This window comes from Nonomuraea sp. NPDC052129 (genome assembly GCF_040680095.1).
Lineage (GTDB): Bacteria > Actinomycetota > Actinomycetes > Streptosporangiales > Streptosporangiaceae > Nonomuraea.
The window spans coordinates 237,730-256,297 of sequence record NZ_JBFAVX010000015.1 but is presented as its reverse complement, the minus strand read 5'-3'; the positions used below and the strand labels follow the sequence as shown (position 1 = coordinate 256,297).

At 67.7% G+C, this 18,568-nt stretch carries 22 protein-coding genes and 4 pseudogenes; 12 read left to right on the top strand and 14 right to left on the bottom strand.

The features are described from left to right. Both AB0L53_RS30745 and AB0L53_RS30740 read left to right on the top strand, forming a co-directional pair. The coding region (locus AB0L53_RS30745; protein ID WP_364001032.1) for an AraC family transcriptional regulator at nt 1-396 on the top strand (396 nt) is incomplete at its 5' end. Nucleotides 397-408: 12 nt separating this feature from the next. After that, a complete protein-coding gene (locus AB0L53_RS30740) occupies nt 409-1,017 on the top strand; it encodes a MerR family DNA-binding transcriptional regulator (RefSeq protein WP_364001029.1) in 609 nt (202 codons plus the stop codon). Here the strand turns inward: AB0L53_RS30740 and AB0L53_RS30735 are convergent. The 3 genes from AB0L53_RS30735 to AB0L53_RS30725 all read right to left on the bottom strand — a co-directional run bounded on the left by AB0L53_RS30735 (nt 960) and on the right by AB0L53_RS30725 (nt 2,757). Continuing rightward, the gene (locus AB0L53_RS30735) at nt 960-1,313 is read right to left on the bottom strand and encodes a hypothetical protein (protein ID WP_364001026.1); all 354 of its coding nucleotides are present in this window, start codon (nt 1,311-1,313) and stop codon (nt 960-962) included. The two genes, AB0L53_RS30740 and AB0L53_RS30735, sit on opposite strands and share 58 nt — an antisense overlap. Before the next feature lie 45 nt (nt 1,314-1,358). Beyond that, nucleotides 1,359-1,565 (bottom strand): hypothetical protein, encoded by a 207-nt coding sequence (locus AB0L53_RS30730; RefSeq protein WP_364001023.1) that lies wholly within the window; start codon nt 1,563-1,565, stop codon nt 1,359-1,361. 388 nt (nt 1,566-1,953) lie between these two features. After that, the gene (locus AB0L53_RS30725; protein WP_364001020.1) at nt 1,954-2,757 is read right to left on the bottom strand and encodes a maleylpyruvate isomerase family mycothiol-dependent enzyme; all 804 of its coding nucleotides are present in this window, start codon (nt 2,755-2,757) and stop codon (nt 1,954-1,956) included. Nucleotides 2,758-2,953: 196 nt separating this feature from the next. Between AB0L53_RS30725 and AB0L53_RS30720 the strand changes: the two genes are divergently transcribed. Then, entirely contained in the window at nt 2,954-3,277 is a 324-nt protein-coding gene (locus AB0L53_RS30720; RefSeq protein WP_364001017.1) for a hypothetical protein, read from the top strand. Nucleotides 3,278-3,419: 142 nt separating this feature from the next. Here AB0L53_RS30720 and AB0L53_RS30715 read toward each other — a convergent pair. Continuing rightward, nucleotides 3,420-4,169, bottom strand: a pseudogene (locus AB0L53_RS30715) (NmrA family NAD(P)-binding protein); the annotation flags it as partial. Nucleotides 4,170-4,192: 23 nt separating this feature from the next. Between AB0L53_RS30715 and AB0L53_RS30710 the strand changes: the two are divergent. Continuing rightward, complete coding sequence (locus AB0L53_RS30710; RefSeq protein WP_364001014.1) at nt 4,193-4,336, top strand: hypothetical protein; 144 nt, start codon at nt 4,193-4,195, stop codon at nt 4,334-4,336. A 196-nt stretch (nt 4,337-4,532) separates the two neighbouring features. Here the strand turns inward: AB0L53_RS30710 and AB0L53_RS30705 are convergent, their stop codons facing one another. The 3 genes from AB0L53_RS30705 to AB0L53_RS30695 all read right to left on the bottom strand — a co-directional run bounded on the left by AB0L53_RS30705 (nt 4,533) and on the right by AB0L53_RS30695 (nt 7,167). After that, complete coding sequence (locus tag AB0L53_RS30705; RefSeq protein WP_364001012.1) at nt 4,533-5,708, bottom strand: SGNH/GDSL hydrolase family protein; 1,176 nt, start codon at nt 5,706-5,708, stop codon at nt 4,533-4,535. Between the two features lie 6 nt (nt 5,709-5,714). Next, on the bottom strand, nt 5,715-6,140 hold the full coding sequence (locus tag AB0L53_RS30700) for a TetR-like C-terminal domain-containing protein (RefSeq protein WP_364001009.1): 426 nt from the start codon (nt 6,138-6,140) through the stop codon (nt 5,715-5,717). Nucleotides 6,141-6,258: 118 nt separating this feature from the next. Beyond that, a complete protein-coding gene (locus tag AB0L53_RS30695) occupies nt 6,259-7,167 on the bottom strand; it encodes an alpha/beta hydrolase (protein ID WP_364001006.1) in 909 nt (302 codons plus the stop codon). Nucleotides 7,168-7,277: 110 nt separating this feature from the next. Between AB0L53_RS30695 and AB0L53_RS30690 the strand changes: the two genes are divergently transcribed. Both AB0L53_RS30690 and AB0L53_RS30685 read left to right on the top strand, forming a co-directional pair. Beyond that, the gene (locus tag AB0L53_RS30690) at nt 7,278-7,694 is read left to right on the top strand and encodes a MarR family transcriptional regulator (RefSeq protein WP_364001003.1); all 417 of its coding nucleotides are present in this window, start codon (nt 7,278-7,280) and stop codon (nt 7,692-7,694) included. A 30-nt stretch (nt 7,695-7,724) separates the two neighbouring features. Then, complete coding sequence (locus AB0L53_RS30685; protein WP_364001066.1) at nt 7,725-8,102, top strand: DUF2255 family protein; 378 nt, start codon at nt 7,725-7,727, stop codon at nt 8,100-8,102. Between the two features lie 748 nt (nt 8,103-8,850). On the opposite strand, the gene AB0L53_RS30680 is transcribed toward AB0L53_RS30685, so the two are convergent. The 7 genes from AB0L53_RS30680 to AB0L53_RS30650 form a co-directional block, all read right to left on the bottom strand. Next, nucleotides 8,851-9,690: an alpha/beta hydrolase gene (locus tag AB0L53_RS30680; protein ID WP_364001000.1), complete on the bottom strand. Its 840-nt coding sequence runs from the start codon at nt 9,688-9,690 to the stop codon at nt 8,851-8,853. A 516-nt stretch (nt 9,691-10,206) separates the two neighbouring features. Next, nucleotides 10,207-10,464, bottom strand: a complete 258-nt coding sequence (locus AB0L53_RS30675) for a hypothetical protein (RefSeq protein ID WP_364000997.1) — start codon at nt 10,462-10,464, stop codon at nt 10,207-10,209. A 90-nt stretch (nt 10,465-10,554) separates the two neighbouring features. Further along, nucleotides 10,555-10,977, bottom strand: coding sequence for a (4Fe-4S)-binding protein (locus AB0L53_RS30670; RefSeq protein WP_364000994.1), 423 nt, complete (start codon nt 10,975-10,977; stop codon nt 10,555-10,557). Nucleotides 10,978-11,007: 30 nt separating this feature from the next. Next, nucleotides 11,008-11,316 carry a GNAT family N-acetyltransferase gene (locus AB0L53_RS30665; RefSeq protein WP_364000990.1) on the bottom strand — a complete coding sequence of 103 codons (309 nt, stop codon included), beginning with the start codon at nt 11,314-11,316 and terminating at the stop codon, nt 11,008-11,010. A 107-nt stretch (nt 11,317-11,423) separates the two neighbouring features. Further along, complete coding sequence (locus AB0L53_RS30660; protein ID WP_364000985.1) at nt 11,424-11,600, bottom strand: hypothetical protein; 177 nt, start codon at nt 11,598-11,600, stop codon at nt 11,424-11,426. Between the two features lie 174 nt (nt 11,601-11,774). Beyond that, the gene (locus tag AB0L53_RS30655) at nt 11,775-12,134 is read right to left on the bottom strand and encodes an ABC transporter substrate-binding protein (protein WP_364000982.1); all 360 of its coding nucleotides are present in this window, start codon (nt 12,132-12,134) and stop codon (nt 11,775-11,777) included. 1 nt (nt 12,135) lies between these two features. After that, complete coding sequence (locus AB0L53_RS30650; protein WP_364000976.1) at nt 12,136-12,792, bottom strand: hydrolase; 657 nt, start codon at nt 12,790-12,792, stop codon at nt 12,136-12,138. Nucleotides 12,793-13,049: 257 nt separating this feature from the next. On the opposite strand from AB0L53_RS30650, the gene AB0L53_RS30645 reads away from it, so the two are divergent. The 6 genes and pseudogenes from AB0L53_RS30645 to AB0L53_RS30620 all read left to right on the top strand — a co-directional run bounded on the left by AB0L53_RS30645 (nt 13,050) and on the right by AB0L53_RS30620 (nt 18,459). Continuing rightward, nucleotides 13,050-13,748, top strand: a complete 699-nt coding sequence (locus tag AB0L53_RS30645) for a MarR family winged helix-turn-helix transcriptional regulator (RefSeq protein ID WP_364000973.1) — start codon at nt 13,050-13,052, stop codon at nt 13,746-13,748. Between the two features lie 202 nt (nt 13,749-13,950). After that, nucleotides 13,951-14,328, top strand: a pseudogene (locus AB0L53_RS30640) (zinc-binding dehydrogenase); the annotation flags it as partial. A gap of 36 nt (nt 14,329-14,364) precedes the next feature. Then, nucleotides 14,365-14,650 (top strand): annotated as a pseudogene (locus AB0L53_RS30635) (IS5/IS1182 family transposase); the annotation flags it as partial. 332 nt (nt 14,651-14,982) lie between these two features. Further along, on the top strand, nt 14,983-16,113 hold the full coding sequence (locus tag AB0L53_RS30630; RefSeq protein WP_364000970.1) for a histidine kinase: 1,131 nt from the start codon (nt 14,983-14,985) through the stop codon (nt 16,111-16,113). An 8-nt stretch (nt 16,114-16,121) separates the two neighbouring features. Then, nucleotides 16,122-16,286: pseudogene (locus AB0L53_RS30625) on the top strand (DNA-binding response regulator); the annotation flags it as partial. A gap of 712 nt (nt 16,287-16,998) precedes the next feature. Next, the gene (locus AB0L53_RS30620) at nt 16,999-18,459 is read left to right on the top strand and encodes an alpha/beta hydrolase (RefSeq protein WP_364000967.1); all 1,461 of its coding nucleotides are present in this window, start codon (nt 16,999-17,001) and stop codon (nt 18,457-18,459) included. The last annotated feature ends 109 nt before the right edge of the window (nt 18,460-18,568 follow it).

The following is an 18,568-nucleotide window of genomic DNA, read 5'->3' as shown; positions in this document are numbered from 1 at the left end:
CACGCCGGCCAGACAGACCGGCCCACCGGCTGGCTGAGCGCCCTGAACGAGGACGGCATCGGTGCCGCCCTGCGTGCCGTGCACGCGGACGTGGCCCACTCCTGGAGCCTCAAGGAACTCGCCGAGATCAGCCACATGTCGCGTTCCGCGTTCGCCCAGGCCTTCAAGAGCCACGTCGGGGTCCCGCCGTTGGAGTACCTGATCCAATGGCGCATGAGCCTCGCGCGCGACGCCCTCACCCGCGACACTCTGTCGATCTCCGAGCTCGCACGGGCCACGGGCTACCTGTCCGAGAGCGCGTTCAGCACCGCGTTCCGCCGCGTGGTCGGCTCATCGCCCGCACAGTTCCGGAACCAGGCACGGCAGCCACCGCGCTCGGCCGCGAACGGAAGCTGAAGGAGGCGTCCTGTGCTCAGCAGTGAACTCGCCGAGCTGGCCGGCGTGACCGTCCGGACGTTGCGCCATTACCATCAGATCGGGCTGCTGCCCGAACCACGGCGGGCGTCCGGGGGTTACCGGGAATACGACGTCGGCCACCTGGTCCGACTCCTGCGCATCACGCGGATGACCGCGCTCGGCGTCCAGCTGTCCGTGCTGCCGGCCGTACTGGATCACCCGGCGGCAGCGGAGGAGTTGCTCGACGAGCTCGATCGCCGGGCCGCTGCCGACATCGAACGGCTGACCGCGCGCCGGGCCGACATCGCCGCGCTGCGCCACAGCGGCGCGCCGCCCGACCTCCCTCCGGAGCTCTCGGCATGGCGTTCCGACCCCGCGGCCGGGCTGCCGGCGGACATGGCCCGCTACGAGCACGAGCAGCTCGTCCTGGTCGGGCACCTGATCGACACGGGCGGCCCCGCAGACCTCGCGGCGCTCCGCCCGAGGAGATCGCCGCCAGCTACGTCGAAGACCTGTAACGCCGCCCGAGCGACGCCAGCGGTGCGACCGCACAGGCGAGCGGGTCAGGGGATGTCGGCCAAGCGAGCCTCACCGGTCGCCCCGGCCGGGCGGAACCGGTAACCCCCCTGCCGGTCGGCGACCGTCTTGGCCTCACCCGGCGCCTGCACCAGGCGGTGCAAGCGAGGGTAGGGCGACGCGAGAGCCGCCTCGCGGAAGAACTCGCTGCGCAGCATGTCGAGCACGTTGGCCGCCAGATTCGCGCCCGCCCACCGGTAGGCGTCCTCGTTCGCCGTGATCGTGGCGTTGCGCCAGGCCTCGCGCAGATGCTCCGGCACCGGGTGGCAGCGCACCCGATGATCGCTGCGGGCGACCTCCATCGCCGCGGGGCCCAAGCTGGTCCCGTTGAGTTTGACCATAAGCGGGATCGTGGCCGCCTCTGTGTCGGAAACCTCGCGGTACTGCTACAGGGTCGGATCCAGAAGCCGGTCGGCCGCGGGGACCACGAGCACAGCGTGCCCGTTGAAGGTGCCGTTGGCGTTGTAGTGGGGACCCTTGCCGCCGTACCGGGAGTGCGTGCCGTTGCCCTCCACCTCAAGGATCATCGCTTCCACCCGGGAGTCGATCCCGTACTCGGCCAGGGCATAGTGCAAGGTCAGACAGCCGTCCACGCAGTAGGCGGCACCTTGCCATCCTCGGCGACATTCCACAGCCACACCCCGGCCAATCCGAGCAACAGCAACGCCTCCTGACCGTCTCCAGGCTCATCCGCACCCGTCTGCCCGATGACGCCGGACGCCGCCCGGGGCGGCGCCGCCGGGCGGCCTTGTCCTTTTAGGATTGCGTCGGGCGGCCATGACCCAGACGATGAATACCGTCCTGTCAGAAGCAACCCCTCATCTCGACCGCGCTACTGTCCGAACAGGGCCCCACTCGGGTCCGCGCGACCAGCCCCAAAGTATCTTTCTGTAATCGCCACTACCTTCTGTCAGCGGCTTTGGCGCTCAGCAGTCTTCTGCGCTCGCCTGGCCTCGCGGTGTGTCATCGTGGCGGTGCCGGTCAGCCGCTGACATGGGCGGTGTTGTCGAGCCAGTGCTGGGCGAGGTCGGTGTCGCCGTCGACGCTGATGTTGGTGGTTTCGCGGTCGGTGAGAGGGAGTCGCCGGGTCAAGGCCAGCAGCAGCGATCGTGCCGAGCCGGTCACCGTCACATCGGCCTGCTTGGTCGCGGGCTGCCACGTCACCCCGTCAGGCCGCCGTTCGACGAACCAAGCGCCCGCGTCGTCGGTGGTGTCGGTGGCCAGCCACTGCAGGGTCTGCCCGGTGCCTCGGATGGCTTGGGCGGACTTCGGCCGCTGCATCCCCCACGTGGGGGAGGTCAGCATCGCGAAGTGGTTGCTGATGAGCGCGGCTGCAATGTCGGCGTCAACGTCGGCCGGTCGGTCCGCCGCGGTGGCTGCGTCAAAACCGTGGACGACCGCCTCGTTGAGCATGCTGGACATCCAGAATCGCGTCCCGGGCCGCTCGTCCCCCGCGGGGTTGAACACAGGCGCGTCGAGCGCGTCATCGGAGCAGGCGCCCGCGACCCGCTGCGCGGAATCCGACAGCCACGCCTGCCACTCGCGGGGGTCGGTGGGGAGTGCGGCCATCTCCGTGGGCAACTGTGTCGGGTCGGTGATGCGCCGCTCGATGATCTCCGCGACCCAGTGCTGGGTCTGGCCCACGTGCTCGACCAGGTCAGTGATGGTCCACTCCGGGGCTGTCGGCACGGCGGCGTCAGGTCCAGCCGCGGCGACTGATTCCGCCAGACGTCGGGTGTGTTCGACGATCGCTCGCCGGGCAAGTTCCGCGTTCAGCTCAGTCATTGGATTGTCCTTTCCGTAGGTTCGTTGTGCTCTGTATGACTCGGCGTGCCGGTCGAACTCATCGGTGACCTGTGGATCGGCGTGTCAGGCAACTTGCTGATCGCGCCGTGCTGTGGGAGACGGTCACCAGCCCTAAGGGAGAGCGGGCCTGGACGGCCGGGCAGCTCCGGGCGCGACCTGCCCGACGACGCGCCGGGTGATCGTCCACGCCGCTGGCGAGAGCGACCCCGAGGCCGGCACCACCGGCCGCCTACTCGCCCCCCATGGCCGCTACGAGTTCGCGCCGCTGCGCCTGGTCGACGTCGACCAGGCCGACGTTCAGGTCCTGGCCGCCGCGGCCCGGGGGCTTGGCGACCCGCACGCGCACGAGCTCGTGCGCGACGGCCTGGAGCAGGGACGCAGACCAAGTACGCCGGAGACGGGCAGCCTCCCTGAGAAGGGGCCACTGCCCCTTTCAGGCCAGTACTGCCCCCTCGCGCTACCTGCAGGACATGGTTATCTGCCGCTGTCTATCACGTGATTCCCGCGGAGGAGCGATGCATGTTCAGCGGGTGCTGTTACCCGACATCCGGCAGACGGGGCACGTGCTGGCGGCCTGCATCTACAGAGTCCGCAACGCCTCAAGTCGGCGCGGAGCGGACGTCTTGACGATGTCTGGCTGTTCAGGCGGAGAAGCGGTTCACCACCTCTGGGTGAACGACGATGCGCACCACGCTCCCGACAAGCCACTCGTCGAGGAACTTCTGGTACTTCGGGTCGCTCATGTCCCAGTATCGATGGGCGAGACGAGCCGCGAGTTCGGCGCCACCCTGATCGTGGAGAGTGACTGAGCCCTCCACCGCTACCCAATGTTCGGGCTCACCAGACGGAGCCGCGACGACGACGGAAGCACGGGGGTGCTCCCGGAGGCGGTCGAGCTTCGGCGCGTCCGGGAGGGAGAACATGTGCAGGTCGCCGTCGTCGGCTACCTCGAACCACACCGGGCGCGGCGCGGGCCAGCGTTCACCGCGTGGTGCAACGGTGAGGAAGGCGTAGAGCGGCCGTGTGAGCAGGGCAAGATCCTCATCTCGGAACATGACAGCTAACCTATGTCTCGCCGCTCTCGATTCGATTGCCCCCTCCGCTGCGCTGCCCATGAAGACCCGCCGACTCGTTGAAGACCCCGGCGGCTTCGGCCCGGCGGCGATCATCGAACTGTAGACAAGGTGGGCCACACCACTGTGCTGGGCGGCCTCGGCCACGGTTGTGCCGTAGCGGACCTCGTCGTCGAGGCTCAGTCCGGTGCCCGCCTGACCCGAGCTCGGCTGCACGCTGAAGACGCCGTGAACACCGGCGAACGCCGCGCGCAAAGACTCCGGGTCGGCGAGGTCTCCACGCACGATCTCGACACCCGCGGCGGCCAGTGACCGGGCGCCATCGCCGGAAGCTGATGGCGGTGCACGCTCTGGACCGGGGCTTCGCCCGCGCCTTCACCTCTCGGATGTCCGAGCCGGCCGAGTTCGCCGCCGAACGTGATCGCACGCTCGCGTCGCTGCTCAAGCTGGTACGGCAGGCGAAGGATGCCGGTTCGCCGCGCTGATGTTGCAGCCGTTCCAGGCCCACCCGGTTCGGATGCCGCTGCCCCGGCGGTTCGGCTACCGCCTGCCCAGGGTTAGGCGTGCGGGCGCCGCGGGAGATCAGGTCCTGTCATGCGGTGACGCGCATGGGACAGTCACCGGCGTCAAGGGCGAACGCGATCGGGGGCAGGATTCGCCACCGCGCCGTTGCCGAAGCCTTCATGAACTCGTGAACGGTCCCTTCTCGGTGAAGGCGTACCGGGCGAACCGCTCGCCGATCAGGCGGTGGGTGGCGGTGTCCGGGTGCAGGGCGTCGGGCAGCGGGTGCTCGGCGGCGTCGTCCTGGCCGTAGAGCGTGGTGCCGTCCAGGTAGTGCAGGTTCGGGTCGTCCGACCGTTGCCCGGCGATCTCGGCCAGCGCGTCGCGGATCACCCGGAGGGTCAACTTGCCCTGCGCCTGCTCCTCGCTGCGGCCGGTGGCGACGAACCGGACGTGGTCGGTGCCGAGCGTGTCCGGGTCCACCGCGCCCGGCCCCGGAGTGTCCTCGTGGATGCCGCAGAAGATCGGCGAGGCCAGGACGAGCGGAGTGGTCGGGTGGCCGTCGCGGATCGTGTCGAGGAAGCCGTGCACGGCCGGCACGAAGGTGCGCAGCCGCATCCCGTCGAGGTTGACGACGTTGATGCCGAGCTTGAGGCTGATCAGGTCGGCCTGCGAGTCGCGGATGACACGGGCGAGGAACGGGTCGAGCAGCGCGCTGCCGCCCAATCCGAGGTTGCGCAGGTCGACGTCGCCGAGCCGGGCCGCGACGGCGGGCCAGATCCGGGTGGGCGCGCTCGCGTTCGACCCGTGGCTGATGGAGCTGCCGTGGTGCAGCCAGACGCGCCGTGCCGGCTCCACTGGGGCGACGGGCGCGTCCGACCGGAGCTCGATCAGCTCGACCGACTCGTTGTGGGGCAGCCAGATCTCGACGAGCTTGTCGCCGCTCGGCAGGTCGCTGAACGTCGTGGTGTGTGACGGGCCGGGGCGCAGCTCGGTGGCGCCCGTGCGCAGGTCGGCCTCGATGACGTCGCCGCCGTCGAGCACGCTGCTGACAACGGGTTCGCCGTCGACCACCAGGTCGACGGCGCCCCGTGGCCGGTCCGCGCCCCGGTAGGCCACCCGCAGGGGGTGGGTCACGAGCGAGATGGTGCGGGCGGCGGTGGTCACCACCACGCGGACGCCCGAGGGCTGGCCCTCGACCATCAGGAGCTGCGGGTCCGGGAACCGTTCCCGGACCCAGCCGGGAAGGCGGTGGGGGCGCAGGCCGCGCGCGGTGCGTTCGAGCTCGGCGGCGCCGTGCACGAACGGCGCGGTCAGGGACGTGCTGAGCATGACGTTCTCTTCCTTCTTCTCCATGAGTGCCTACGGGGCGGCGGCCGGGGCGGTCGGCCATGCCCGCAGGAGGGCGTCGAGCGCGTCGATCGTCCTGCGCCACGACACCTCAGGGACAGGTTCCCTGTGGTCGAAGCTGCCGATGTGTTCCAGTGAGAGGTAGCCGTTGATGGTGCTGCCCAGCAGCCGGGCGGCGTGGACGCGTTCGCTCGGCGGGACGTCGTAGTCCCGCAGGACGGCGTCCGTGAGCGCGACGACCGTCCGGGCGGCGTCGGAACCGACGACCGCGGGCCCCGCCCGGCGCTGGAGCGCCTGCCATCGGCCGGGACGATCACGGGCGAACGACCGGTGCGCCTCAGCAAGCCCTTCGAGCGCGGGGCGACCCGCCCGGCCGGCGACGGCCTCGGCGATGCGCGCGGCGAGCTCCCCCAGCGCGATGGTGCTGATCCCGTCCAACAGTGCGGCAGGGACGGGATCAGCACGGGCACGGGGCAGGATCTACCCCGGTCCGGCGGCTCGGCCTGACGGCGAAGAAACTCGGACGGCGCCGGTCCCGCCCGGGCGACCCTCCGACCTACAGGTTGTCCGAGTAAAAGCCGACGAGCCGGTCTACCGCCGCATCGACGTACTCCGGCTCGTCGTACATCTCGTAGTGGCCGGCGCCCTCGATGACCATGAGGTCTACCGGGTTGGGCGCCAGGTCCCACAGCCGCATGCCCGACTCGTACGAGCCCGTGGTACCGCGTCGTCCGGCGAGGACGACCTGGAGGGGTTGGGTCATGAGCTGGTCGACCAGGTGAAAGGCGTCGAAGCCGAGCAGCAGCGCGTCGCTCCGGGTGAGGCGGCGGTTCGTCGAGTGCTCGTTGCCGCCCCGCTCCGTGCGGTAGTAGGTGATCGCCTGGAGCGTGTCGACGTCGGTCACGCCGAGCGCCTCGGCATCCGCCGGGGTATCGGGCAGCCAGGCCACGCGCGCCGGCTCGCCGGTGCGGGCCTCCTCAGCGCGGGACTCGGCCAGGCCGTCGAGGGCGGCTGCCGGGCCGTCCGGCTGGAAGCCGCGGAACGCCGCCCCGATGTCGCTCGGGACGACGGTGCCGACCGCCCTGATGCGGTGGTCCGTGCGGGCGGTGTGCACCGCGTAGCTTCCACCGGCGCAGATGCCCAGGACGCCGATACGCCCCGGGTCGATGCCCGGGACGGCGCCAAGGGCGTCGATTGCGTACGAGATGTCCTCGGAGCGGCGGTACGGGTCCTCGAGGTCGCGCGGCTCGCCGCCGCTGCGGCCCTGGTGCGCGGGGTCGAACACGAGCGCCGCGATTCCCCGGGCCGCGAGACGGGCGGCGTAGTTCGCGCCGATCTGCTCCTTCACGCTGCTGCCCGGTGTCGACAGCACGACGCCGCGCCGCGGCGCGGCGTCGTCGTCGGGGAGGTGGAGGTCGGCGGCGAGCTCGATCGGTCCACGCGGGATGGTGATGTGCTGGAGCACCTGACGGGTCCCTTCGCGTAGGGTTCGTGCGATAGCCGGTCAGTTCAATGCAGTCGGTAGTACGATATCAAACCAATACGAGACTGTATCATCTGAAGGAAGGGGCGCGTGTGTCGATTGACGCCGCACAGCTGTGGACGCTGAACCATCGCCTGCTGACCGTCGTGCTGGACGCCTGCAGCGCCGACCTGGCCGAGCTCGGGCTGGAATCGAAGGAGTTCTTCGTGCTCGCCGAGGTGGCGGCGTCGCCGTACCCGGCAGAGCTGGCGGCGAAGCTGGTAATTCCGAAGGCGAGCGTGACAGTCTACGTGCGCAACCTCGTCGCCAAGGGGTTCGTGCGGCGCGAGATCGACGATGCGGACCTGCGGCGGCATCGGCTCGTACTGACCGACGAGGGCGAAGCGGCGCGGGACCGCGCGCTCACATCGCTCGCGACCGAGTTCGACCGCAGGCTGGCGACGATCGCGCCTCGCGATCGCGCCGAGCTGCACCGGATTCTCCTGGCCTTGCTAGAACCCGCGCAATAGCTCGACCCCTGCCACCTCGCGGAAAGCCACCTGCCGCAAACTCAGCCCTGGACCGCTGCCGAGCTGGACCAGCTCTACCGTGTGCCACTGATCCGCATCGTGGGAGCACGCACCGACGGGACACCACGATCCCTCGTACTGGTCGGACACGTCCGCCTCGCCCAGGACGAGCTCATCCGCTCGCTCCACGAAACGCACGGCGCCTGGTACCAAGGTGCGATCCGTTCAGGGCAGGGCGAGATCGACGTCGACGGGCGACGGTTCGCAGTGGCCTTCATCCCCGACCTCGGGCGTGAAGCGGAGGTCGACCAGGCCCTGCGTTCGCGTTACGGCAACGACTCCGGCGTCCGCCAGATGACCCGCTCACCAGCACGCGAAGCGACACTCCGAGTGGTCCCGCTCGCATGAGCCGGCCGCTCCACGCGATCCTCGTCGGCGGATCACTCGCCGGTCTGGCCACCTCGCCAGAACTCGCCGACCGCGGGCTCGGCGTGACCGTCCTCGAACGGGCCGGGTACGCGCCGAGAAGCGGCGGCGCCGTCGGCGTCAACCCGACTCATCTCCAGCGCGTCGGGGAGTCGGGAGCCGCGACGGACGGGACGGTTTCGCCGCCGAGTCCTGGCAGGGTCTGCACACCCGCCTCTCGACGGCCGCCGCACAGCACCCGAGCATCACGATTCACCGTGGAACCCGGTGAGCGAGGTCGGCGAGGATTGCCACGACGCCTGGGCACAGCGTAGGCATCGATCGTTCGCGGCGCCTTTCCCAGACCCATCCAGATCCGCAGCCACTCGGGCGCCGGGGCATTCCGGCCCAGCACCGGCCCACTTCTCCTCCAGCACCACCGTGCCGCTCAAGCCATCTCCCAGTTCCGTGGTCAGGACTGCGTAGACAGGATCACCTCCATGACCAGATTCCACGTAACTTTTAAGATGATCAAACGGATGATGTACGGGCGAGCCAACTCCGACCTGCTCCGCGTCCGTGTGCCGCACGGCTACTGATCACGGAAAGTGGGCAAGACCCACTTTTGAATGGCCACGGACACCCGACAACCCCCGTTCTCATTGGAAGCGGGGGTAGCCGTTCTCGCATGAAGACCGCACGTCAGTAGCCAACGGGCCGATGACGAATGCCTTCCGGTCTCGTCGCGGATCTAGCCGAGGAAGGAGCGCAGGGCTGAATTAACCTCATCTGCGTGCGTCCAGAGCAACCCATGTGGGGCGCCCTCAATCTCCACGTACTGCGCCTCGGGCAAGTCCCGTCGAAAGCGGCGGGCGGTAGCGTCGATGGGTAGGATCTTGTCGGCTGTACCGTGCAAGATCAGAGCTGGCTTGCCGCTGTCGCGGACCACTTCGATGTCGGTGCGGAAGTCTTCGATCCAAGCGGAAACGACCGCGTAGGCCGCCACGGGGGCACTCGACGTCGCCACGTTCCAGCTCGCGGTGACGGCCTCCTGGCTGATCCGACTACCAAGGTTCTCCTCAAGATTGTAGAAGTCCGAGAAGAATTGCGTGTACCAGGCGTACCGATCGCCTTTCGCCGCTGCCTCGATTCCGTCGAAGACCTCCTGCGGCACACCCTCGGGGTTGTCGTCCCGGGCGACCAGGAAAGGCTCCAGCGAGGCCAGGAACGCGAGCTTGGCGACCCTTTCATGTCCGAATTTTGAGACGTAACGGGCGACCTCGCCCGTACCCATCGAGAAGCCCACCAGGACGACGTCGTGCAGGTCGAGCGTCTCCAGCACGGTGTTCAGGTCTGCGGCGAAGGTGTCGTAGTCATACCCGGAGTTCACCTTTGACGACTTGCCGAAGCCCCGACGGTCGTAGGTGATGACGCGGTATCCGGCGGCTAGAAGATTTCGCGTCTGGCGCTCCCAGCTGTGACCGTTCAGTGGATATCCGTGGATGAGGACGACGGGCTGACCCGCGCCCTGATCCTCGTAGTAGAGCTCAACCGGCGTGCTGTTTTCATTCCCTACGGTGATGTACCCCATTTACTCTTCCCTTCTTGAGTCGCTGTGGGCGTCGAGGCCCGCAGGATCGGATCCCATATTTTGCATGGCGCATATCCGCTTTCGATCCTTCGCCGGCCGACACCGTAACGTACGTTAAGCGGCCGGACCTCCAGACCAACTATCTCCAGATCGCACTCCAGCAGAATCAGTTCATGCGCATCTCGCCAGCACACTCATCTGGCTCGACCGTGATCGGCAAGACTGGCCCTGGCGCCGATCGGCAGAATGGAGCGGCGCGCTAATACGCTCCTGCCTGCCTGGTGTCAGACCATCGGATTGCCGCTGATTGTCGCGTCGGGAGAGGTGAGGTCCTGGATGACGTCCCAGTGTTCGACGATACGGCCGTTGTCCAGCCGGAAGATGTCGACGATGACGACTCAGCCCAGTACCGGTCGAGCGCGGTAATATCCTTCTTCTTGAAGAGTTCACGCATGGCGGTAAGCACGATTTCGGTGTTGCGCTGAGCCTGGTCAGCCGCGGTACTGCCAGTCATGGTCATGCCTCCTCGATGGTCCCGACAAAGTTGTAGAGAGTGCCGCCGACAGTCACGTTGGAATACAGCGTCCCGTTGGCGAAGTCTTCGACGTGGGTGACGGTGGCGCCGCCGGCCTCGGTCCACGAGTTCAGGTAGACGCCGTCGCGGATCTTTTTCAGGTCGAGCTGTACGGTCTCCGCGTGACCGTCGGGCGCGAGCCCGCCGCCCTCCTCGACGACGAAGCTGCCCTGCGCCTGCGAGTCGAAGGTGAACCACACCTTCAGTGCGCCCAGGTTGAACTTTTAGCTTTTACCTACTAGCTGCTCGACTCCTGGTTCTTCTGGGGCACTTATGTGTGAGGGGGCGGGTCAGCCCGACGCTGTCTGACCGCATGGCCCCACGTGGTCGCAGTACGGCTGGAGACGGCTCTGCCCGCAACCACACAGAATGACCCTGGTCTCCGCACGCGGGCCTGCCGCCGTGTCCATGCTCAACTCGCCGCGCGCGATCAACTGTCCGACGGAGTTGCGCGTGATCTGCGTGGGCCGGTTCGGAATCTCCGCCCCTCCGTCCACGAGTTCGTACTGCAGCGCACCCGAGGGACAGCGCCGCACCACTTCGGCCAGGCGCTCGGCCTCGGCGCCGTCCGGCCGGATCCACGGGCGCTCACCCGGGTCGAAGACCTCCGGCAAACCGTGGACGCATTCGGCGGCGTGCAGGCAGCGCCTGGCCTCGAATGTCACCGTGATCGACTGGCCCTCGTACGCCTTCTTCTCGGTTCCGCTGCTCATACCGGCCTCTGTCGCTGCCATGCCCGGTGTTCAGTCGCTGACTCTGCTGCGGGACTGATACAGCAGGTCCTGGTACTCGGGGTGCCGGGCGATCCACCCCGCGATGAACGGACAGGTCGCCAGCACCCGCAGGTTCGCGGCGCGCGCCTCGTCGAGGGCGGTGCGAGCCAGCGCTGCCCCAATCCCCCTGCCTTCGTACTCCGGCGAGACTTCGGTATGCACGAACGCGACGAGTTCTGTCGTACGGATGTATTCCGCGACGCCCGCGACCTTGGACTCTCCCTCGACCCGGGCCTCGTACCGCTTGGCCTCGGGAACGTCACTCACTTTTACTGACATGTGTCCTCCATACGCCTTCCGCGTGGTCTTTGTTCCACGCTGACCCAATCAAGTTGATGCATCAACTTGTAAATTAGCGAGCGTTTCCACATACACTTGCCGCAATTTCAGCACCCCGCCTCGAGGTGAGCGGCTTCACCGGCCCGTTCCTGATAGGCATTCAGCAGTTCCGCAACGCCCGGGAACATCATCTTGGGCACCGGCGCCCAATACTCGTAGTTCACGACACCGTTGAGCAACGGGCCGAGCTCCGTCCGCACCGCTGTGTTCTGCGGACCGATCATGGGCCACCTTCATACCGTACTTCTCAGCATTCGCCTTGGCCCCGATAATGGGATTGCGCGAGAACTCGGAGTCGGCAGACACGAGCGCCACGGTTTCCGGCAGAGGGCTCTGCTCTGCCGCGAGAGCGAAGAACCCCTCCGTGAGTGCGGCATTCGGATCCGGCCCTGAAGGGATCATGGCGAAGTAGTTCGGATACAGGAGCGCGTTGTTGACGCCGAGACCCATGAGTCCGACGAAAACCGCTCCACGATCAACGGCATGGCCGGGAGCACCGTGTTGGTGTCGTATCCGCCAATGACGAGATCCACCTCGTCCTCGTCGATCAGCCGCTCGTAGATCCCGGGAACGAGGTCGGCGTTTCCTTGGTCGTCGTAGCGGACGAACTCGACAGGGCGGCCGAGAAGCCCGCCTCGCCCGTTGACGTCCTCGCGCCAGATTTCATGGGCGAGGCGGGCCGACCGGCTGTTGTCCGCGAGGGAACCGGTCAGCGACAGGCAGTACCCGATACGGATGGGAGCCGGCGCGGTAGTCATGTCAGGCGCCGCTTCCGGCGCGCTCGGCGAGGAGCTGCATCTCCCAGGCGAAGGCCACACCGGAGGCGCCGCCGTGCTGCGCCTGGACCTCGGCGGCGCCCGGCACGGTCTTCTCACGGGCCCAGTCGCGCTGCCACTCGCCCATCACGGCCAGCCAGGTGATCGGAACCACGCCCGCCTGGACCATGCGCCGCACTGCCATGTCGTGCGCCTCCTTCGAGACGCCACCCGAGGCGTCGGTGACAGCGAAGACCTCGAAGCCCTCGCCCGCCGCCTGTATGGCCGGCATCGCCACACAGATCTCCGTCCAGAGACCAGCGATGATCAGCTTCTTGCGCCCGGTCGCCTTGACGGCATCCACGACGCGCTCGTCCTCCCAGCTGTTGATGAAGGTCCTGTTGATCGGCTTCTGCTCCGGGAACACGTCCTGCAGACCCTGGACGAGAAGGCCGCCGCGCTCCTCCAGAACGGTCGTCAAAATGGTCGGGACGTCGAACACCTTGGCGGCCTTGGCGAGTCCGATGACGTTGTTGACGACCATCGTCGGCTCGTGGCTGTTCAGGTTGGCGAACTGGAACGGCTGGTGGTCGATCAGTACGAGGACGCTCTCCTCGGGCGTCAGCAGCGCGTTGAGTCCGGCTTTGTTCCCAGTGCTCATGGGATTCCCCTTCTGGAGCTTCGCGTCCGCGGGCCTCAGGCGGTGCACCAACATCTCGATGCCTGCAGCGAGCCGAGTACGGGCTGGCCGGCTGACGGCCCCACCCATTTTGTTGACGTGTCACCTACATTAGACGCCAGTCGTTGAATCGTCAACTGACGACCGAGCCGTCGACCGGTCGAGTTGCGTGGGTACCTGACCCAAGCCGCCCCCACTGGAGCGTCCACCTAGAGCGTCGGGTGCTGCGGGGAGCGGGCATGGCACCGGGTGGCGGCCCAGGCGTTGATGTGGCGGTACGGACCGTGGCGACGCGTAACGGAAAGTGCGGCAAGGAGGGATATAAGGACACCTTCCCCAAACTGGCCGCAAGCCGTGAGACGTCAAAGGTGCCGGTGCTGGCGGCGGCTCCGGACGTTCTGGGCATTGATTCCGAATCGGCCGCGCCTGGGGGATGGATGAGCTGTCAACGATCTCGCTACGCTCCCTCCATGGACGCAACGCCTCGCTGGCTGACCTCGGAGCAGGCGGCCGCCTGGGACAGTTTCATCCGCATGCAGGAAAAGCTCATCGGACGGCTTTCCCGCCGAGTGCAGGCTGACTCCGGGATGTCCGCCTCCGACTACATCGTGTTGGCCAAACTCACCGAAACCAGCGGCGGACGGATGCGCTTCATGGACCTGGTGAAGCTGGTGGAGTGGGAGAAGAGCCGTATGTCCCACCAAGTCGGGCGGATGACGAAACGCGGACTGGTGACCAAGGAAGAATGTCCCGACGACGGACGAGGAGCGTTCATCGTCGCCACCACGGCCGGCTACAAAGCGATCGAAGACGCCGCGCCCGTACACGTCGAACACGTCCGCCGACTGTTCATCAACGCCCTCACCCACGAAGAACTCGACACGCTCGCCCGGCTCTCGAACCGCGTCCTCGCACATATGGAGAAGCAGCCCGACTGACGGGTCAGACAGCAGGCTGCTTCCGACGAGGTGAAATGGAACCTCAGCGCCGTGAAAGCCACGCTCGACGGCGACGATCCTGTCGACTCCGCAATCGTCCGTGCCCACCGGCACGCCGCCATGCGCACGGCCACCCGGCCGGACGAGGGGAAACGGGTTGACCATCGGACTCGAGCCCGCGTCGCGGTGGAAGTCGCGCGTGATGGTCACCGGTGCTTCCGGCGGTGTCGGCCGCTATGCCGTCCAGTTGGCCGCCCGCGCCGGCGCGCACGTCGTTGCCATCAGCCGGAGCACCGCTCAGGCGGACGGGCTGCGAGCCCTGGGCGCCCACGGCGTCCACCCTGAGCCGGCCGCCGTGCGGCAGCCCGTCTCGGCCGTTCTTGACAACGTCGGCGGACAGTACCTCGTCGACGCCTTCGCCTCCCTGTCGGCCGGCGGCAGCCTCATCAGCGTAGGCCGATCCTCCGAGGCCGATGCGGTGCTGTCACCGGATGCCCTGCTGGGCGACGGAGGACGGCACGGCCGGTCGATCCGCACCTTCTTCCTCTTCGGCGACCCCACCACCGACTTCTCTGCGGATCTGACCTGGCTGGCCGGAGAGATCGCCGCAGGCAGCAATCTCGACTACGACAGTGCCAAGACCCGCGCCTTGCTCGACGAGTTCGGCTTCACCGGCGAGATAGCCCGTAAGGGTGTGCCCGCACCGATCCAGGCTGGCAAGCGGTGGGTGGTTGAGCGGTGCCACTCGTGGATGAACGGCTACGGCAAGCTGGCGGCGCTGCACCGAGAAGAGCAGCAGCACTGTGGACTTCTACCTATACCTCACCGCCGCTTTCGTCACGCTCCGCATGCTCATCCGACGCTCGACGACCCGCTATCGCTGGGACCACCGCCCCACCACCATCGCCTGCATATCGCTCAGATACACCGTGACCGGCACCGCAGGAGGCTTCAACCACCGGTTTCTCTCGTTCCGCAGGCGAAATCATGACGTGGTGTCACTGGTGGACTCGGCGAGGTGGAAGCACACTGAGGCGTGCCTCCGGCGCCTGGTCACGGAGAGCATCCCTATGGGGGTATGGTCTTCGCCCATATCCAAGAGGGCCGCCGTGTCGTCCGTTTGCACGGGGCCTCTCCTCCGTGGCTCGGGCCGCCGCCTCTGCTCCAACAGCCGAAGCCCGGGATGGAGGACTGTATGTGGTGGCTGTGGACACGAGCCTGGAAGGGACGCACGTTGACCTCCGAGCAGACCGAGCAGACGCAGGGCCAGCTACGCAAACTCAACGTTGGCATCGTGTCCGGCTCGATCTCCGCCGTTGGATCGCTGCTGGTGGCGACCGACACCGACTCCTGGTGGGACGCGCTCCTCATGGGCGTGGGCGTGTCCGCGGCTCTGGTGGTCGTCAATCGGTGGACCGTGGGCCGTTCCTCGTGCGTCGCGCTTCCTGGCCTGATCGTCACCGCGACCGTATGGCTCGTCGGAGTGCTGGCGGCGGACGCCTCGGCGCCATCGTACGGCTTCGCCATCGTGGCCACCATCACCATTCTGGAGCTGCCGCGCCACCGGTGGGCGGCGATCGCGGCACTCGCCGCCTTCGCTGTCGCCGTGGTGGCGACGAAACTGGTGGTGGCGCGCGAGGACATGGTCGACGTTCTGGTCCAGTACGTCCTCCTCTCCTCATGCGTCGCCCTGGGAGGAGTCGTCCTCACGGTCCTCCTCGCCCAGATCCACGACCTCATCGGAGAGTTGGAGAAGGCACGGGAACGCGAAGCGGAGGTGGCCGTCATGCGGGAGCGCGTACGTTTCGCCGGCGACCTGCACGACATTCAGGGCCATACGCTCCATGCGGTGAAGTTGAAGGTCTCGCTGGCCCAGAAGCTGCTGCACAGTGACATCGGGCGGGTGGAGCAGGAGCTGGAAGAGGTGCGCGCCCTGGTCGGCGACACCATCACGCAGACCAGGGAGCTCGCCCACGCGCAGCGGCGGCTCAACCTGTCCGCAGAGCTGGAGAACGCCAAAAACCTCTTCGAGGCCGCGGGCATCCACGTGCGCGTCGACCGCGGGGCCGAGGTGGACGTCCGTGTCGGTGAGCTGCTGGGCCAGGTCCTCCGGGAGACGACGACCAACATCCTGCGCCATGCCGAGGCCGAGCAGGTGTGGATCACCCTTTCGGAGACGGGCATCTCCATCGCCAACGACGGCGCACGCGAGGCGGGGCCTCCCAGGCTCAGCGGACTCGCCGCCCTCCGGGACCGCTTGGCAGCCCAGGAAGGCGAGCTGACGGTGGAGCGGAAGGACGGGTTGTTCCGCACGACCGCGACATTCCCCCGCCGACGTTGCGACGCTGCTTTGGCGACGCGGTAGGGCGACCGATGACCACCGCGGTGTTTGCCGACGACGAGGCTCTTCTGCGGTCGGCGCCGGCGTCGCCGCTTCCCCTCGAAGTGGATGTCACCGTGCTCGCGGAGGCCGAGGAGGGAGAAGGGGCGGTCCAGGCGACCCTGCGGCACCGGCCCGACATACTCGTCATCGTCCTGTGTCACCGAGACTCAGACCGTGCAGTACGGATTCCTCGCCTACCCGGTCACTGTCATCGGCGATCGGTCGTCTGCGACGCTGACCACCGCATCTGGTTCGGCCTTCTCCGATCTGCGAGAGCGGCACACCCAGCTCGGCAAGACGTCGGATCCGCAGGAGGCGGCCAAGGGTGTGGTCGGGTGCGCGCGACGTTGCTCAGGGCTGCCGGCGCTCGGCGTCCGGAGATGGGGGCGCCAGTTGTCCGTGGCCGTGCAAAAAAGGCACTCGGCCGTTGACACCGGTCCAATGGTGCGGCCAGATCGCTCCGGGGTTCACCAGTGACGCCGCGTCATGGACTTCACCTGCAAAATGTCATGGCAAGGTGGTGACGTGGGTGCACTGCCGGAAGAGCGCCGCAACGGCTGTAATCGACCCACATGAAGCACTTACGCCCGGCCGCCAGCGAGCTGCTCGACACGCTGGATCGGCAGACAACCGCAGAGATCGAGCGGCTCACCAGCTGGCAGGCGACGATCGCCGACTTCCCGACATCGAAGTCGGCCTCGACGTGCCCTCGATGCTCGCGGCCTACGGCGAGCACCTGCTCAACGACCAGCAGCGCCGCGTGAACCGGCTGTTCCAGGCGCTCATGACCAACCTGGACGAGCGCTGATCACGCCTCCCGACGGCCCGTCCACGCCCATGCCCATCTCGTTCGTAGAAAGTGATCAGATGCGAAAAGCCCTGACAGCCCTGACCGTCGCCGCCGTGGCGACGACCCTCCTGCCGGGAGTGCCCGCTGCGGCAAGGGCCACGCAGAGCGCGGTGCGGTGGGGGCCGTGCCCGGAGAACGTCGCCGCGTCCGGTCTGGAGTGCTCAACGCTCAAGGTTCCGCTGGACTACCGCAAGCCGGACGGGCGGACGATCGACATCGCGATCTCCCGCCTGGCGAGCAAGGACCCGACGCGGCGGCGCGGCGTGCTGCTACTCAACCCTGGCGGCCCGGGCGCGGCGGGCCTGCGGTTCCCGGTCGATCTCGTGGCCGCCGGTATGCCGCGGAGCGTGCTGGACACCTACGACGTGATCGGGTTCGACCCGCGCGGCGTCGGCGGCAGCAGGCCGGTGACCTGCGCTCTGACACCGGAGCAGCAACTGCGGGGCAACATCCCGCCGTACGCGCCCACCGCGGCCTACGTCTCGAAGCAGGCGGAGGAGGCCAAAGCCATCGCCAGGCAGTGCGCCACGTCGAAGACGGGGTTCATGCTGCCGTACGTCACCACCGCCAACACCGCCCGCGACATGGACCGCATCCGGCAGGCACTGGGCGAGCCGAAGCTCTCCTACCTCGGTTACTCCTACGGCAGCCACCTCGGCGCGGTGTACACCACGCTGTTCCCACAGCGCGGCGATCGGATCGTGATCGACAGCAACCTGCCCCCTGGCGGCATCAACTACGAGGACAGGAGTCTGTTCGCCCGAGGCGTCGAAGATCGGCTCCCCGACTTCGCCGAGTACGCCGCCGCCCACCCCGGGTACGGGCTGGGCAGCACACCGGAGTTGGTGACCGAGAAGTACTTCGAGATCGCCGAACGATTGGACAGGACACCGGTCCAGGGAACCGACGGTGCGCTGTTCCGGATGCTCACGTTCGCCATGCTCTTCCGCGACGCGAATTTCCCTGCTCTGGCCGGGCTCTGGCAGTCGATCGACACCGGCCAGGCGCCGTCGGCGGGGGCGGCGGATAATCCCGTACTGAACTCGGACAACTCGATGTCCAGTCACCAGTACGTGGTCTGCGGCGACTCGCGCTGGCCCCGGTCGATCCATACGTACCAGCGCGCCGTCGAGGCCGACCGGAAGCGGTACCCGATGTTCGGCGCGGCGGCGGCCAACATCCGGCCGTGCGCGTTCTGGCCGTCCGACCCCATCGAGGCGCCGGTGCGCGTCAATGACCGGGGCCCGTCGAACGTCCTCATGGTGCAATTCCTCCGCGACGCGGGGACACCGCTGGCCGGCGCCAGGAAGATGCAGCGGGCGCTCGGCGACCGGGCCCGGATGGTGACCGTCGAGCAAGGCGGCCATGGTGTTTACCTGCTCGGCGAGAACACGTGCGCGGACACCGCGGTGACGACGTTCCTGACCACGGGGAAACGCCCGGTGCGCGAGCTGACCTGCGCGGCAGAGCCCGCCTGATCCGAGTCGCCGCGTTGGCCTGCTCGACGAACCGGCTCACAGGCCCAACAAGTACAGGGTGTCGCATCTGCTGCGCCTGCTCCAGATCCGGCGTGTGAGGGACCTCGGG